A 15,204-nucleotide genomic window follows, 5' to 3' on the forward strand; every position below is an offset into this window, starting at 1 on the left:
AAAAAAAAAAAAAAAAAAAAAAAAAAAAAAAAAAAAAAAAAAAAAAAAAAAAAAAAAAAAAAAAAAAAAAAAAAAAAAAAAAAAAAAAAAATGACATATCCAAGCATACGTGTACAAACACGAATATGTGAAAACATGCAATAAAACTTAAGCTTCAATTAACTGTCGTTTCTCTAGTTGAAAAAGATGAACAAACCCACTAACAAACTAATTAGCAACAACACGCCTAATGAAGGAAATATAGAAGCTTTGACTAGAACAAACCAACATTTCCACAGAAAACTAAGTATCAGAACACGAGTTAGAAGATCAAGAGTTGAAGAATAAAATTTTCTATTTTAGAATCGATATCTCAGGACAGCAATATAGAACTCAAAATCAGAAAAAGTATTTAACTCAAACTACAAAAGCATTAGTCAAGAAGAAAAGATAAGTTTAATAATCTATTAAAAAAACAGACGTAAATGACCTTTTTAACTGCATATACTCAGAAGTCAAACTCGTCAACCTTAAAGGAATTTCACCAAAACCAATCACTCAAAAACATTAATTACGAAAATATCCAAATTACATAAAAGATATCTAGACTCATCATCCAACGCAATACTTAATGAATTGTACAACTTAAGTAAAAGTAGGGAATGAGCACTATTTTTCTTTAGTGACTAGAACTTTTTAGCAGAAAACTACGATATACTAATTAGGCTAAACACGTATACTAAAAACGCTGTTAAAACCCCAAATACAACCACCTAAAACTTAAACAAAGAATTACAATATTATTAGGTGGAATTTCGAAATAAACCAGTTGTATAAGGAATTAAATTATCAATGACCGATAGTAGTAATTGTTAACGAAATACTATATTCACAAAATTCTGAAACACAAATTCTCCACCTGTAATTGATATAGTAAAGAAATCGAGAAATTCATAGTTGTCAATAAAGAAGTAATCCTTTTCATAATATTTTTCATAATATAAGGTCTTACTTTAACTTGAAAACGAAAACTCTTAATCTTTATTCAATACAAAATCCCAGGAAGCTAGCTTCTTGGGATTTTGTATTTTTTGAACATTCATATATTATCTTCTATTTAATATGATTTGTTAACCCAGAATTTAGGCACTTATAGAAATTCGAACATAAGAGCTACCCCTCAATATATCCTACTCATATACCTCCACTTAAGGAAGAGCTTAGTAACGCCAACAAGCAATTCGGGTAAGTTTATTCCCATGCTGCATATCAATAATGCGGAAGTCCTGAACACCTAGCTTTTTGGCAGATTTCTTTAAACTGAGTATATTGTCTTTCTTTGATACCAAACTCGTAAACCACTCGCAAAGCTCCGGAAATAATGAACTCTCGTATAAATACGTATGTAAAAAGGCCTTTTCACCTCCTTGATACCACAACTCATTGGTATTTCCTGAAAAATTGCGTCCACGTGCCGTCTTTAGATTTTTTGTTTTTCGTGAGTTCGCGGCAGCCGCTTCCTCAGCAGATCGATAAAATGGTGGATTACACATGCTAAACTGAAACTTATCCTCCTGCTTAACAATCCCTTTTAATACCGATGTCTTGTCTCGTTGATGACGGAAACTTATAGCCCCCTCAAGCCCGTTTTCACCTACTATGGTAGCCGCAGTTTTTAAGGATTTAGGATCGATATCCGTTCCGACAAAATCCCAATTGTAAACTGCCTTCCCTAAAATAGGATAAACACAAGTAGCTCCCGTTCCGATATCGAGCACTCGAAAATTTTTTCCGCTTACCGGCAAATCGTTTAGATAATGAATATAGTCTACACGCCCCGGTATTGGAGGACATAAATTTTCGGAAGGAAACTCCCAATAAGCAACTTGGTAATGTACCGATAACAACGCCGTATTAAACAGTTTTACCGCCTTAGCATTTGCAAAGTCCAACGTTTTTCGACCATGCCTTTCCAATACAAACGCCTCCAACGCAGGAACCGCACGGACTAGCAGTTCAAAGTCATAGGCTTTGTTATGTACATTATTTGGGTGTAGTGCCTTCATTTGTTATAAGTAAATGCTTGCAAAAATAGTACTTATTCCAATACCAACACGGTAAACGCCAACGATAGCGGTGCTAGTTCTTTTTTTAAGGTGGAAATAAATTCTGGACCATAGGCCAAGTAGTACTCCGAAAAATTGCGTTGTCGTTCCTCCAAACTCTGGTTGGGTAACAGCGCGTCTTGTATACTTTGGATGCGTTGCACACGATCAGACTGATTGCGTTTTTCGGCCCTTAGCATGCGTTTTTCAAGCATTGCCAACCCTTTTAATTGCTTTTTTTCTTGTGCCTCCACAGCTCCTACAAAAGAAACATCTGTTTGTTTTGCCAATTGCGCTAAAGTAGCAAACTGCTCTTGCAATGTGGCCCGCTGTTGTGCAAAATCATAACTCACTACCGCCTGTTCTTCTACCTTCTTCTTTACCAACTCGTGTTGATTTAAAAAGAGTTCCTCTGTGCTGATGTTTAATTTCTGTAGTTTTTCTTCTTGTTTTTGAGTCATCACCTGTACCGAATTACGCAGTAATAACATCGGAAATGGCACCCCTACAGCCTCAAAATAAGCTTTTAGCTGAAACCAATAGGCGAGCTCTCCTCCACCACCAATATAACAGAGGTTCGGTAAAATCACTTCTTGATACAAAGGTCGCATAATCACATTGGGAGAAAAATCTTCCGGATGCGCTTCTAAATGTGCCAAGAGTTCCTCTTTATTCCAGCGCCAATCAGTATGCAATACGCGGTATACATTTTCTTCTAATACAATGCGCTCGCGCAATCCGTTTTTAATAAAGAATAAATTAATTTCTCTCGGGTTTACCTGAACTTTATACGATGCTTCTAGAGCGGTAATCGTTTCCTGTACCTTGTGATGCGATAGTTGCTGTTCAAGCTCGTCTTGTACATAGGGGCGAAAGAGCCCTTTGAGTGCGCTGTCATCACCATCTACGATAACAAGTCCTTCTTCTCCAAACAATTCATTAGCTAAAAAGCGAGTAGCTTCGGCCAAAGTCGCCTTTTCAGCATAGGCCTTATGAAAAAGTTCTTTTAAAGCACGAGCATTTTTAGAAGTTCCTAAATGCTCCGCAAAAATACTTGCAACCTCATCCAATCCTTCCGTTGAAAATCGCCCAACGGGTCCCGTTTGTCCAGTATTCCAGGTTACTTTTTTGCCCTTAAAATTAAAGTAGTTGATTTCTTCAAAATCGTGGTCTTCGGTAGCCATCCAATAAACGGGAACAAAATGATACTCCGGAAACTGTTGTGCCAACTCCTCAGCTAAATTAATAGCATTGATAATTTTGTATAAAAAGTACAAAGGCCCGGTAAACAGGTTTAACTGGTGCCCCGTAGTTACTGTAAAAGTCGTTGGGTTCGCCAACTTACTGAGGTGTTCCCTCGTTGCTGCTGATACGGTCGTTGTTTGGTATTGCCCTTCTAAGGCTTTGACGAGCACTGCCCTCGTATCTGGCGAGAAAGTAGCCTGCTTTTCATCAATCTGTGCTCGGAAATTAGCTAACTCCGGAAAACGGTGGTAAAAAGGGGTGGTTTTAGGGTCTCTATCTAAATAATCCGTCATGGTTTTTGAAAAAAAACCAGTGGTTTTAAAGGGTACTGTAATTGCTTTCATTTAAAGGTCTTTTTTCTGGAATAAGGTGTAAATATAAGGGCGCTCGCCGCCATTGGGATTGATAAAAGTGGTTTCAAAACTCTTGAGCAGGCTAAAGTTGCTTCCCATTCTTTCGGTCAACAATTCTTCGGTATAGCGCTGCACGGGCAAGCCACAGCATTTTTGAGCTCCCGTTTCTGAAAAAACGGCAATAATAGCATACCCTCCTGGCATTAACACCTTGTTTAAAAGGCTAAAATAGCGTTCCCAATCGCGTTTTTCAGTAAAAAAGTGCAGTACCGCTCGGTCGTTCCAAACGGCCACCGGGCCGAGTGCCGCTAAACGGTTCCCTTCCAACAAATCATCTTGTATAAACGCGACGTTTTTCGAGGCTGCTCCTAATCGGATTTCGATATCCTCCAATGCTTTTCCAGACAAGTCATTGGCAATTACTTGCTCGTAGCCCTCTGCTACCAATTGGTCTATAAGTACGGACGAGCCGACACCGATATTTAAAATTTTTGCTGAAGTCGCTACTCCTGTTTCCTTGATAAGTGCGACGCTGTGTGCTGCATCTGCTTCGTACCATCCCAGTTGTTCTGTGTTCTTGGTACGGTAAGCCTGTTCCCAATGCTGCTGTAAATCTATTCCTCCCGAAATAGTACAGTCACTCTCTTTTGTAGTCATAGTTCAAAAATACTAAATTTTATCTTTTGGTCGAAAAGGTGATATCCTTCTAACATATTTTTAACTCAATTGCGCTATGACGTTGATTTTAGTTATTTTTACTCGCAGAAGTGCGTGCAAAACCACTGGATTACCAGCAAGCAAACACTTCGCTAAATATTTTAAGTTGCCCGATACATGCTATTTAAACATCCTGAGATTCTTTATTTTTTAGCCCTACTGTGCATTCCCATAATTGTACACCTATTTCAATTACAGCGTTTTATCAAAACACCGTTTACCAACGTTGCGTTTTTACAGCAGTTAGCGCTGCAAACCCGAAAGAGCTCCCGTTTAAAAAAATGGCTCGTCTTATCGCTGAGAATGCTCGCCTTTGCCGGACTAGTATTGGCATTTGCGCAACCCTATTTTAGCAATCAACAAGCAGACACCCAAGCTAACTACCTCATTTTTTTAGACAATTCAATGAGTATGGAAGCGAAAGGAGCAAAAGGAAAATTATTAAACATAGCGGCGCAAGAATTGTTCGAAAGTTTACCCGCCGATGCCAATATCAGCTTGTTCACTCACAACCAACAACTCTTAAATCAAGACCTTCCTAGCCTTAAGGAATTCTTGCTCAACAGCAAGCCGAGTGCTTCCGAACTCACCTACGGTCAAATTGCCTTGCAGTTTGCTACCCTCACAAAGACCTTGGGTACCAGTGTAACTCCGGTTATGATCTCCGATTTTCAGAATGCCCCAAAAACCGACTTGGAACAACTGCCGGCAAAAACAGTCTTTGTACAGTTGGCTCCTCAGCAAAAAAACAACATCAGCATTGACAGTGTGAGTATTGGTAATGACAATGCTCAAAACCTCCGCATTTCACTGCATGTAACGAATAAGGGAACGGCTAGAAAACAAGTACCGGTGGCTCTTTACGATCGTGGACGTATCCTTAACAAACAACTATTTTCCATCGATGATTATGCACAAGAAATTGTCACCTTTACCATTCCACGCCAACGAGAATTGCGTTTAAAAGCTAGCATTGACCTCTTGGATAATTTTGATTTCGACAATCACTACTATTTTAACATCGATTCCAGTGAAAAAATCAATATTATGGCCATTGGCGAACCCGCTCCTTATTTAGGACGAGTGTTTACACAAGACGAATTCACCTTTACCAAAGCCACAGCAAATTCGGTAGATTACAACTTACTGCTAAAACAAGATTTTATAGTACTAAACGAAATCAACACACTTCCTAGCACCCTCATTAGTAGCTTACAAAAATTTCACCAACAGGGCGGAACCCTACTCTTAATTCCTGGAGTGACAGTCAATACCGACTCTTATCAGCAATTATTTACACGCCTGAAGATCGGTACACTCCGAAAAGTTCAAAACGACAGCTTGTCTATTGCCACCATACACTACCAGCATCCCGTTTTCCAATCGGTATTTCAGAAAAAGGTGAGTAATTTTCAATATCCAAAAATCAGTAGTTGGTACCTTACGCGGCTAAACATTAACAAACCCTTACTGAGTTTAGAAAATCAGCAAGCCTTTTTAACCCAAACGACAGCCAACGAGCCCCATGTGTATTGGATGGCGGCCCCAATAAATCCAGCAGTAAGTAATTTCACCAGAGCTTCTCTCATCGTTCCTACCTTGTACTCTTTGGGAAAAAGCAGTTTTAAGCTCCCGAAACTATCCTATGTAGCAGGCGTAAAAAACAGTATTGATATTCCTGCAAAAGTAGCCCCAAACACCGTTTTAAGTATTGTGAACGCTAGCAGTAACTTTATACCACTACAACAGCGCTTTAGAAACAAAGTACGCCTAGAAACAGAGGCATTACCCAATACCGCCGGTTTTTCATATGCCGTAAAAAACAAAGACACACTTAAAACACTCGCTTTCAACTACGCAGCTCTCGAAAGTAGTTTAACATATACCGACCTTTCAGCAGCCTTGCCAGCACAACAACAATCAGCGATTCACAACAGCGTCAAAGGAGCCGTACTTAACATTCGTAAAAAAAATGAAGTTCACTGGCTTTGGAAATGGTTTTTAGGAGTTTCCATTGTATCTTTGCTTCTTGAAATTTTTATTTTAAAATTCTTCAAACCATGACAACGCTGTTAAAGTCGGCTAAAATAATTGATACCACCAGTCCGTATCACCTACAAGTTAAGGATATTTTAATATCAAAAGGCACAATCATTGCCATCGAAGACACCATTGCTGAACAAGACGATTACCAAGTACTCAACCTAAACGACCTCCATGTGAGTCCCGGATGGTTTGATTCGAGTGTTTGTTTTGGTGACCCTGGTTACGAAGAGCGTGAAACCATTGAACACGGTATTGACGTCGCTGCTAAATCGGGTTTTACCGCAGTCGCTGTAAATCCCTATACCCAACCAATTACCGAAACTAAAGCGGCCATATCGTACTGGTTATCCCAGGCACAAGGAGCGGCCACTACCCTGTACCCTATTGGTGCTTTGACTCAAAAAAGTGAAGGGGTAGAAATGGCGGAATTGTTTGATATGAAACAAGCTGGAGCCATCGCTTTTGGTGATTACAAGCGTCCTATAACTAATGACAATTTGTTAAAAATTGCCTTGCTATACGCACAAAACTTTGACGGACTCATTCAAAGTTTTCCAAAAAACAAACACATCGCAGGTGAAGGAGTGGCCCACGAAGGTTATAACAGCACCAAACTCGGCCTCAAAGGAATTCCTGCCTTAGCAGAAGAACTGCAAGTAGCGCGCGATTTATTTTTGTTAGAATACACCGGTGGTAAACTACATATTCCAACAATTTCGACAAAAAAATCCGTAGCTCTTATCAGAGATGCCAAAGCACGTGGTTTGGATGTTAGCTGTAGTGTTGCCGTTCACAACTTGAGTTTAACAGACGATGAGTTATGTGAGTTTGAAGCTACGAAAAAAGTAAATCCTCCACTGAGAACCTCAGCGGATACAGAAGCCTTGATTGAAGGGGTACAAGATGGAACCATTGATATGATCACTACCGATCACAACCCAATAGATATTGAATACAAAAAGGTAGAATTTTCCATTGCCAAAGACGGAACCATCGGATTAGAGTCGGCTTTTGGAGTTTTAAACAGCCTTTTCGACCTCGAAACTATCGTACGCAGTTTGAGTACACAGCCGAGAAAACGATTTGGATTGGATGCAGTGAGTATCGTTGAAAACGCCGAGGCAAACCTCAGCTTATTTTCACCTGAAGGCAGTTATGAATTTACAGAAAAGAACGTACTATCGACCTCTAAAAACAGCGCATTCTATCACAAAACCTTACGAGGTACCGTGTACGGAATTTACGCCAATGAGCAACTAGTAGTAAAATAAACCTTATGGGAACTCCTAACAATACTAAATACGGTGTTATTGCCTATTTGACCATTATTGGTACGGCCATAGCCATTGTAAACAACAACAAAAAACCGAATCCATTTACGAGTTTTCACATTCGTCAAATGATAGGTTTACACGTTTTTTCGGTACTCAATACCTGGGTAATTCGCCCAATCGCCGGAGAAACAACCAGCAATATCTCAGGAATCTGTTTGGTAGTTTTATGGGCCGTTGCCTTTGTTGGAGCCCTAAATAAAGACAAAAAATTAGTACCCTTTTTCGGAGCCTACTTCGAAAAATGGTTTAAATCGATCTAAAATACATGAGTTTAGAATACCTCGTTAGAAAACCCAAAACAGCGACAGCACAACCACCGCTACTCATCTTATTACACGGATACGGCAGTAATGAACAAGACCTGTTTTCTTTTGCTGAAGAATTACCGGACGAATTGTTGATTATCAGTGCCAGAGCACCGTTTGATATGGGCTATGGAGGATATGCTTGGTACGCCATTAACTTTGACGACCAAAACGGAAAGTTCTCTGACATCCCACAAGCGAAATCGTCCGTGACGAAAATAGCTGAGTTTGTCAAAGAAATACAGCAGGAATTTCAAACTGCTCCGGAAAAGACCTTCTTGTTAGGTTTTAGCCAAGGGGCCATTTTAAGTTATGCTGTGAGCTTCCACTACCCTAACTTAGTCAACCACGTGGTTGCTTTGAGCGGATATATCAATGACGACCTCATTCCAACCGAAATGCCGCCAGCAATTGCTACCGACTATTACATTTCACACGGATCTGTAGATCAGGTTTTACCTGTTGATTGGGCACGAAAAGCACCGGTATATCTAAATATGCACGGCTTGGACAACGAATATTCGGAATATCCTGTAGGCCATGGAGTAGCTCCTCAAAACTTCTACAGTTTTAAAGAATGGATCGAAAAAAGGCTTTAATTATTGTTAAATATGACATTTGTCAGTTGCTAAAAGTATAAATCGAATACTTTTGCATAAATTTTTTTAAGAACTATGTTTGATATATTAAATCAAGATACCTTGTATTTCTGGAGTGCACCATTTTTTCTTTTGGTCATTTTTACAGAGATGTTTTTTAGCTATCGTGCAAAGGCTAAAAACTACGAATTTAAAGATACAGCAACCAATGTGTATTTTGCCTTGGTAAACTTTAGCTTGGATTTATTGATGAAGGGATTTTCCTTTCTCGTTATGGGTTTGTGCTTTAAATATCGACTGTTTACCATTGACAACCAAGTTGTATACTGGTTAGTGGCTTTTATAGGACAAGATTTCTTGTACTATATTCACCATTATGTTGACCATCATTCGAGATTCTTTTGGGCCGTGCACGTAACCCACCACAACTCGGAATTCTATAATATTTCTACTGGATTTAGATCACCGGTATTGCAGCCGTTGTTCCGTTATATGTTCTTTTTACCTCTCGCTTTTGCAGGTATTGAACCTTTACACATCATGTTTGCCTATGCCATGAATCAAAATTACGGAACGCTATGTCATACCAATTTCATTAAAAGTAAACTCGGTTTGTGGGGATTCTTCTTTGTAACGCCCTCACACCACCGCGTACACCACGCCTCAAACACCAAGTATTTGGATAAGAATATGGGGATGGTTTTAATAATCTGGGACCGAATTTTTGGAACGTTCCAAGCCGAAGAAGATGAAACTTCTTATGAGAAGTTAAAATTCGGATTGACAAAAGACCTCGAAGACCGCGGACCTATCAATGTGATTTTCCACGAGTGGAAAGAAATTTTTAAAGATTTCTTTGACCGCAAAAAAGCATTGCCGTTTACGACCCGTTTAAAATACGTTTTTATGCCTCCAGGATGGAGTCATGACGGAAGTTCAAAAACGAGTAAAGAACTGCAAAAAGAACTCTTTGGTGAATCTAAAAACACTGACAAACTCAAAAAAGAATTACAAGAAGCATCGTAATATAAAAAAGCGGATAGTACCAATACTATCCGCTTTTTTTATTCTTTTCCGCACTGTTTACGCCGGCAGTATTTGCGCCGTGTGCTCTTTGGTCTTAACTTTAGCAATCACCTCTTCTATTATACCTTCTTCATTGATTACAAAAGTGGTACGGTGAATTCCGTCGTACTCCTTACCCATAAATTTTTTAGGCCCCCATACACCAAAGGCATTGATAACGCTTTTGTCTTCATCTGCCAATAAGTGAAACGGCAATTCGTGTTTGTTAATCCAGTTTTGTTGACGCTTGGCACTGTCGGCACTCGCCCCTAAAATTTCATAGCCTTCAGCTAAAAAGCGCTCGTAATTATCACGTAGGTTGCAGGCCTCTGCCGTACACCCAGGTGTGCTCGCCTTTGGGTAAAAAAACAATACCAGTTTTTTTCCGGCATAATCACTTAACTTTCTCGTAGTTCCCTGTTCGTCCAAGGCTTCAAAATTCGGTGCTTTATCTCCAGGTTGTAAGCTTGTCATATCTGAAATCTTTAAAATTTATTCAACTCAAAGTTACAAATTACTGCTCAAAATTCACAGGGAGAAATCAGAACTTTGTACCTTTGTTTATCGCTAAATTTATCCGAATGAACAAAGCAGCCAAAGTACAGTTTGTTATTGACACCCTAGAAAAATTATATCCGGAAACACCGATTCCCTTGGATCACAAGGATCCGTATACCCTGTTGATAGCAGTATTGATGTCTGCCCAAAGTACGGATGCCCGTGTCAATACCATTACGCCTTTGCTGTTCGAAAAAGCAGACAATCCTTATGACATGATCAAATTGACCGTCGAGGAGATTCGTGATATTATCAAACCCGTCGGACTCTCGCCTATGAAGTCAAAAGGGATTCACGGTTTATCGGAAATTTTGATTGAAAAGCACAACGGAGAAGTTCCCGCTGATTTTGATGCCCTAGAAGCGTTGCCCGGCGTAGGACATAAAACCGCCAGCGTTGTCATGGCCCAAGCCTTTGACATTCCGGCCTTTCCGGTCGATACGCACATTCAACGTTTAATGTATCGATGGAACCTTTCGAATGGAAAAAGTGTTGCCCAAACCGAAAAAGATGCCAAACGTCTTTTTCCAAAGGAATTGTGGAACAAACTACACCTACAAATTATTTTTTACGGTCGTGAATACAGTCCGGCACGTGGATGGGATATGGAAAACGATATCATCCAACAAACTGTAGGACGAAAATCAGTGATGAAATAAAAAAAGCTCCAATATACTATTGAAGCTTTTTCCACTCTTAATTCAAATTCAATTCAATGAGATAGTTTGATTTAGTTTTAACTACTTTTAGCGATTTCGAAAAATCAAGTAAAAATTGAATTGTTTCTTTTTGGGGTTTCATGGTAAAGTCCGAAGACCTATCAGAGTAAAGTTGCGTCATTTATTCCTGTTTATAATTTGTTTTCAAATACTTAACGCTATTTTTTCTCTTATATTGTTTAGTTTACTAAAATTATATTATTTTTCTCCACAATCTTCCTCAAGTTGATCAGTGCATAACGCATTCTTCCCAAGGCGGTGTTGATACTTACTCCTGTATTTTCAGAAATCTCATTAAAACTCATATCGTTGTAAATACGCATTTTAAGTACTTCCTTTTGCTCTTCTGGCAACTCTTCAATCAATAATTTTACGTCTTCTAAAATTTGATCTTTGATAATTCTGTTTTCTGCGTTTAATGAACCGTCACAGATGACCGAGAAAATGTCAAAATCTTCAGAGCTGTTAAATTTAGGCATGCGATTGTTCTTTCTGAAAAAATCGATGATTAAATTGTGTGCAATACGCATTACCCAAGGTAAAAACTTCCCTTCTTCATTATAATTTCCCTTTTTTAAGGTTTTAATTACTTTGATGAAAGTATCCTGAAAGATATCTTCTGTCGAATCTCTATCTTGGATTTTACTATATATAAAACTATAAATTTTCTGTTGATGACGCTTAATCAAAAATTCCAACGCGACTTCGTTTCCATTGATATAGTCTCTCACTAAAAGACTATCTGCTACAGCATTTCTGTCCATATAATTACTTTTTTTGAAAGGATAAGCGTATCCTTCCGGGGTTAGGGGTATGTTAATTTTTAAAAGTAATTATGTGCTATAGGCGTTTATTTATTGATTAATAATGAGTTACAAATATTGTCTTTTTTAGAGAGAAATACAAATAATATCATAAAATTTTAGCGTTTTTTTTATTTCAATTAACAATTTGAGCTCTAATACCTTGACAATTTTGCAAGGTGCTAATTTGCGATGGAATTAGATAGTATCTAGGTTTCTTCTTATATTTAATGAACCGATAACTAACCAAAACTTTTAATATTATGGAAATAACCATCACAGAAAAAGAGTACATTTTTCCTCCTGGCGTTAGCTTATTTACAGCTGAAAATGCCCTAACCCCCACTGTAACAGGTAACCTGGAGTTTACATCTAATTACCACAAACCACTGCCTCCTATAGTCGAAGCCGTATATGTAAAAAAGAAAAAACACCTAAAGGTCAAAATCTTATTCTTTGTCGCCTCCAATTCTATACTGCCCAAAGTACAGGTAAAACAATTGTTTTCCATCAGTAATTACGGTGCCTATAAATTGCAGTTTTTTGTGTATTGTAGCAAACACGACCGCGACAATCTCGTACGAACTCCCGGCAAGTATCAAGCCTATGCAATTTCCTTTAAAACCAAGCACGTCCATTTTGACGATCCACAAGGAAACACTCCTGTCTTAATGAAAAAAATCCACGTGGCCCAAGCCTTTGTGTGGGACATTGATCCAGAAACCTCTCGAGGAACCGAAACGACTGTCCAAACTACTGATTAACCCACAAACAGCAGCCTATGAACATCTTACGATCGATATTATGGGGAGGCTGCATGCTCTTTGTAAGCGTACTGTTTGCGCAAAAACCATCAAAAACCTTTGCGCAAACATTCCAAGAGCTCCTAGCCAATTCCCAACCCCAAGAGGAATCTTTATTAAAAGCCGCTCATTATTTTCAGCGACAAAACTGGGATTCTGTCTTGGTTTTCAGTGCGAAATCACTGGTACAAAACCCTACAAAGCACAGCAAAAACTTGCTGTACTACATGCGCGGCCATGCCTTTATGAAGAAACGACTATTTACACCCGCTGTAAATGAATACCAACAGGTAGCCGAAAACTTTCCGTTGTACCATCAAATTTTACGTAACTACGGCGGAATGGCCCTCGAGAAGAAAGAGTTCCAAAAGGCCATTGACTATTTTCAACAGCTGCAAAAATTGCCGCTCCCTAAAGGACACAGCTACCACCAAAGCTCGGTTATTCACGACGAAGGCATTGCGCATTTCCATTTAAAAAACTATAAAACAGCGAGCAAACTCTTAGCCAAAAGCGCCGCCATGCAACAAGCAGCTCACGACACCCTTCGCCTGATAGGATCGTATATGGATATAGCAAATGTGTACTACGTGCAATACAAAGACGCACTTGCCATTCCGTATTTTGAAAAAGCCTATGCACTTTCCAAACACAGCGACAACTTTGAAATGAAAAGAAAGGCAGCACTCAATATGTCGGTAGTTGAAGAAAACAGAAAGAACTATCCCGCTGCGCTGCGCTACCGCAAAGAATTTGAACGTTGGAAAGACTCGCTGACCAGCCAACAAAAAATTTGGTCTGTAGCCCAATACGAAAAGCGATTAGCACTCAGTGAAAAGCAAAAAGAAATTGATCTGCTGGCCGCAGAACAGCAATTACAAATCAACCAACGGAATAGTTTATTACTCATCGCCGGCCTTCTCCTTATCTTGCTCATGGTAGGTCTGTACTTTTACATTTATAAAAGCAAAAGCCATCGTATTATTCAAGAACAAAAGGATCACCTCCAAGTAGCTAATGAAACTAAAGATAAGCTCTTTTCAGTGGTAAGTCACGATTTGCGCTCCTCGCTCACCTTGATTAAGTACAACAACGAACGCGTACTTAAAAAGCTCCCAACTGAAGTGCCCGATGATGTTGAACGCATCGTACAAACCAATGTCCGTACTGCCGATACTACCTACCACCTCTTAGAAAATCTATTGCATTGGGCTACCTTACAAACAGAACAGTTGTATTTTCATAAAGAAACCCTTCACCTGCATTCCATTATTGAGCAAGTGAGTTATAATTTTCATCCATTACTCGAGCATAAAAACATTCGTTTTTTTAACGACGTCGTACCCGGATATTTTATTACTGCCGATATTGATTCCGTTAAAATCATCTTCCGAAATCTGCTTGACAACGCCATTAAGTTTTCACCAAAAGATAGCTTGATAACTGCGAAGACTTCTGAAAATGACGAGTACATTCTGTTCAGCTTAGAAGATTACGGACCGGGCATGCCCCCCGAACTCATTCACGCCTTAAATACTCCTATACAAAAAAAAGCTACCCAAAAACAACCCGCAATACAAGGTACAGGCCTCGGAATGCAATTGTGTAAATCACTCTGTGAAAAGAACGGCGCTCCGCTACTGGTAAAAAGTACGGAAGGCGAAGGAACCTGTATCGAAATCTATTTTAAAAAAGCAACTCCCCATGAATAAACTAGCTATTTTGATCATCGAAGATCAGCCTGACATCGCGCAATCACTACACGACTGCCTTACCGATAACGACTATCATGTTGTCGGTATTGCCACTACTTATAAAGAAGCTGTCAGCTTATTTTTCTCTCAAACAATTGACCTGGTACTCATCGATATTTTTTTGGGAAACAACCCTGAAGGACTCGCATTTGCCGAGACCATTGCTACCATCCCCAATGCCGAAAAACCTTTTGTTTTTTTAACCTCTTCAAAAGATCGCTCCATTTTTGAACGTGCTAAACTCAGCAAACCGTTTCGTTTTCTATTAAAACCTTTTAATGAACTCGAACTGTTGTACACACTAGAAATGGCTATAGAAAAGTTCTATTACCAAAACAATGTTTTTGCCGGTGGACTTGAAAATACAGTGATCGGAAGCAACCACCTCTTTATCAAAAAACACAAATCACTTAAAAAAGTAGCACTCACTGCTATCATTTACATAGAAGTTGAAAATCGCTATTGCACCTTGGTTACCGAAACAGATACCTTTGTCATTCAAATCTCGTTGCAAAAAATCAACGAATACCTGCCCGAAAATTTTCTTCAGCAAGTACATCGAAAGTTTATTGTCAATACGCAAAAGATAACACAAATTATCCCTAGTACGCATACCCTAGTACTCGCAAATGAACACCGCATTGCATTCAGTGACAGCTACAAACACCTCATCAATAATTTTACAATACTAAAATAATCCGCTACCTCCCCAATTCCATGCCTATTATAGTTTAGCTCACAACAAAACAATAGGCATTCACTACAATACTGAATTTCACAGTACCTAATTCCAGTAAGTTTACCCTCGAAACACTGTTA

At 39.0% G+C, this 15,204-nt stretch carries 14 protein-coding genes; 9 read left to right on the top strand and 5 right to left on the bottom strand.

Annotated features, from left to right (window positions below; translation table 11 throughout):
- Positions 1–1,199: 1,199 nt before the first annotated feature.
- From rlmF to ACXAG7_RS19065, 3 genes are read right to left on the bottom strand one after another with little or no spacing between them, the layout of a single operon-like run.
- Positions 1,200–2,045 carry a 23S rRNA (adenine(1618)-N(6))-methyltransferase RlmF gene (gene rlmF / locus ACXAG7_RS19055; RefSeq protein ID WP_476667812.1) on the bottom strand — a complete coding sequence of 282 codons (846 nt, stop codon included), beginning with the start codon at positions 2,043–2,045 and terminating at the stop codon, positions 1,200–1,202.
- A gap of 32 nt (positions 2,046–2,077) precedes the next feature.
- Positions 2,078–3,673, bottom strand: coding sequence for a bacillithiol biosynthesis cysteine-adding enzyme BshC (gene bshC, locus ACXAG7_RS19060; protein WP_476667813.1), 1,596 nt, complete (start codon positions 3,671–3,673; stop codon positions 2,078–2,080).
- Positions 3,674–4,339 carry a class I SAM-dependent methyltransferase gene (locus ACXAG7_RS19065; protein WP_476667814.1) on the bottom strand — a complete coding sequence of 222 codons (666 nt, stop codon included), beginning with the start codon at positions 4,337–4,339 and terminating at the stop codon, positions 3,674–3,676.
- A gap of 177 nt (positions 4,340–4,516) precedes the next feature.
- On the opposite strand from ACXAG7_RS19065, the gene ACXAG7_RS19070 reads away from it, so the two are divergent.
- From ACXAG7_RS19070 to ACXAG7_RS19090, 5 genes are all read left to right on the top strand, one after another.
- A complete protein-coding gene (locus tag ACXAG7_RS19070; RefSeq protein WP_476667815.1) occupies positions 4,517–6,463 on the top strand; it encodes a BatA domain-containing protein in 1,947 nt (648 codons plus the stop codon).
- On the top strand, positions 6,460–7,716 hold the full coding sequence (locus ACXAG7_RS19075) for a dihydroorotase (RefSeq protein ID WP_476667816.1): 1,257 nt from the start codon (positions 6,460–6,462) through the stop codon (positions 7,714–7,716). The genes ACXAG7_RS19070 and ACXAG7_RS19075 overlap by 4 nt, the downstream gene beginning before the upstream one ends.
- A 5-nt stretch (positions 7,717–7,721) precedes the next feature.
- Positions 7,722–8,039 carry a hypothetical protein gene (locus ACXAG7_RS19080; protein WP_408044506.1) on the top strand — a complete coding sequence of 106 codons (318 nt, stop codon included), beginning with the start codon at positions 7,722–7,724 and terminating at the stop codon, positions 8,037–8,039.
- Between the two features lie 5 nt (positions 8,040–8,044).
- Positions 8,045–8,683, top strand: coding sequence for an alpha/beta hydrolase (locus ACXAG7_RS19085; RefSeq protein ID WP_476667817.1), 639 nt, complete (start codon positions 8,045–8,047; stop codon positions 8,681–8,683).
- Positions 8,684–8,758: 75 nt separating this feature from the next.
- Entirely contained in the window at positions 8,759–9,709 is a 951-nt protein-coding gene (locus ACXAG7_RS19090; protein WP_408044508.1) for a sterol desaturase family protein, read from the top strand.
- Between the two features lie 57 nt (positions 9,710–9,766).
- Here the strand turns inward: ACXAG7_RS19090 and bcp are convergent, their stop codons facing one another.
- On the bottom strand, positions 9,767–10,222 hold the full coding sequence (bcp, locus tag ACXAG7_RS19095) for a thioredoxin-dependent thiol peroxidase (RefSeq protein ID WP_408044509.1): 456 nt from the start codon (positions 10,220–10,222) through the stop codon (positions 9,767–9,769).
- 107 nt (positions 10,223–10,329) lie between these two features.
- Between bcp and ACXAG7_RS19100 the strand changes: the two genes are divergently transcribed.
- Positions 10,330–10,965: an endonuclease III domain-containing protein gene (locus tag ACXAG7_RS19100; RefSeq protein ID WP_408044510.1), complete on the top strand. Its 636-nt coding sequence runs from the start codon at positions 10,330–10,332 to the stop codon at positions 10,963–10,965.
- 239 nt (positions 10,966–11,204) lie between these two features.
- On the opposite strand, the gene ACXAG7_RS19105 is transcribed toward ACXAG7_RS19100, so the two are convergent.
- Entirely contained in the window at positions 11,205–11,789 is a 585-nt protein-coding gene (locus ACXAG7_RS19105; RefSeq protein ID WP_408044511.1) for an RNA polymerase sigma factor, read from the bottom strand.
- Positions 11,790–12,091: 302 nt separating this feature from the next.
- On the opposite strand from ACXAG7_RS19105, the gene ACXAG7_RS19110 reads away from it, so the two are divergent.
- From ACXAG7_RS19110 to ACXAG7_RS19120, 3 genes are read left to right on the top strand one after another with little or no spacing between them, the layout of a single operon-like run.
- Positions 12,092–12,592 carry a hypothetical protein gene (locus ACXAG7_RS19110; protein WP_408044512.1) on the top strand — a complete coding sequence of 167 codons (501 nt, stop codon included), beginning with the start codon at positions 12,092–12,094 and terminating at the stop codon, positions 12,590–12,592.
- 17 nt (positions 12,593–12,609) lie between these two features.
- Positions 12,610–14,343, top strand: a complete 1,734-nt coding sequence (locus tag ACXAG7_RS19115; RefSeq protein WP_476667818.1) for a tetratricopeptide repeat-containing sensor histidine kinase — start codon at positions 12,610–12,612, stop codon at positions 14,341–14,343.
- Positions 14,336–15,082, top strand: coding sequence for a LytR/AlgR family response regulator transcription factor (locus ACXAG7_RS19120; RefSeq protein ID WP_408044514.1), 747 nt, complete (start codon positions 14,336–14,338; stop codon positions 15,080–15,082). The genes ACXAG7_RS19115 and ACXAG7_RS19120 overlap by 8 nt, the downstream gene beginning before the upstream one ends.
- Positions 15,083–15,204: the final 122 nt, after the last annotated feature.

Source organism: Tenacibaculum sp. AWR4_210 (genome assembly GCF_056160945.1).

Bases quoted from the DNA above. Each gene is read 5' to 3' on its own strand.
- rlmF (WP_476667812.1), bottom strand. From the start codon at position 2,045: ATGAAGGCACTACACCCAAATAATGTACATAACAAAGCCTATGACTTT.
- bshC (WP_476667813.1), bottom strand. From the start codon at position 3,673: ATGAAAGCAATTACAGTACCCTTTAAAACCACTGGTTTTTTTTCAAAA.
- ACXAG7_RS19065 (WP_476667814.1), bottom strand. From the start codon at position 4,339: ATGACTACAAAAGAGAGTGACTGTACTATTTCGGGAGGAATAGATTTA.
- ACXAG7_RS19070 (WP_476667815.1), top strand. From the start codon at position 4,517: ATGCTATTTAAACATCCTGAGATTCTTTATTTTTTAGCCCTACTGTGC.
- ACXAG7_RS19075 (WP_476667816.1), top strand. From the start codon at position 6,460: ATGACAACGCTGTTAAAGTCGGCTAAAATAATTGATACCACCAGTCCG.
- ACXAG7_RS19080 (WP_408044506.1), top strand. From the start codon at position 7,722: ATGGGAACTCCTAACAATACTAAATACGGTGTTATTGCCTATTTGACC.
- ACXAG7_RS19085 (WP_476667817.1), top strand. From the start codon at position 8,045: ATGAGTTTAGAATACCTCGTTAGAAAACCCAAAACAGCGACAGCACAA.
- ACXAG7_RS19090 (WP_408044508.1), top strand. From the start codon at position 8,759: ATGTTTGATATATTAAATCAAGATACCTTGTATTTCTGGAGTGCACCA.
- bcp (WP_408044509.1), bottom strand. From the start codon at position 10,222: ATGACAAGCTTACAACCTGGAGATAAAGCACCGAATTTTGAAGCCTTG.
- ACXAG7_RS19100 (WP_408044510.1), top strand. From the start codon at position 10,330: ATGAACAAAGCAGCCAAAGTACAGTTTGTTATTGACACCCTAGAAAAA.
- ACXAG7_RS19105 (WP_408044511.1), bottom strand. From the start codon at position 11,789: ATGGACAGAAATGCTGTAGCAGATAGTCTTTTAGTGAGAGACTATATC.
- ACXAG7_RS19110 (WP_408044512.1), top strand. From the start codon at position 12,092: ATGGAAATAACCATCACAGAAAAAGAGTACATTTTTCCTCCTGGCGTT.
- ACXAG7_RS19115 (WP_476667818.1), top strand. From the start codon at position 12,610: ATGAACATCTTACGATCGATATTATGGGGAGGCTGCATGCTCTTTGTA.
- ACXAG7_RS19120 (WP_408044514.1), top strand. From the start codon at position 14,336: ATGAATAAACTAGCTATTTTGATCATCGAAGATCAGCCTGACATCGCG.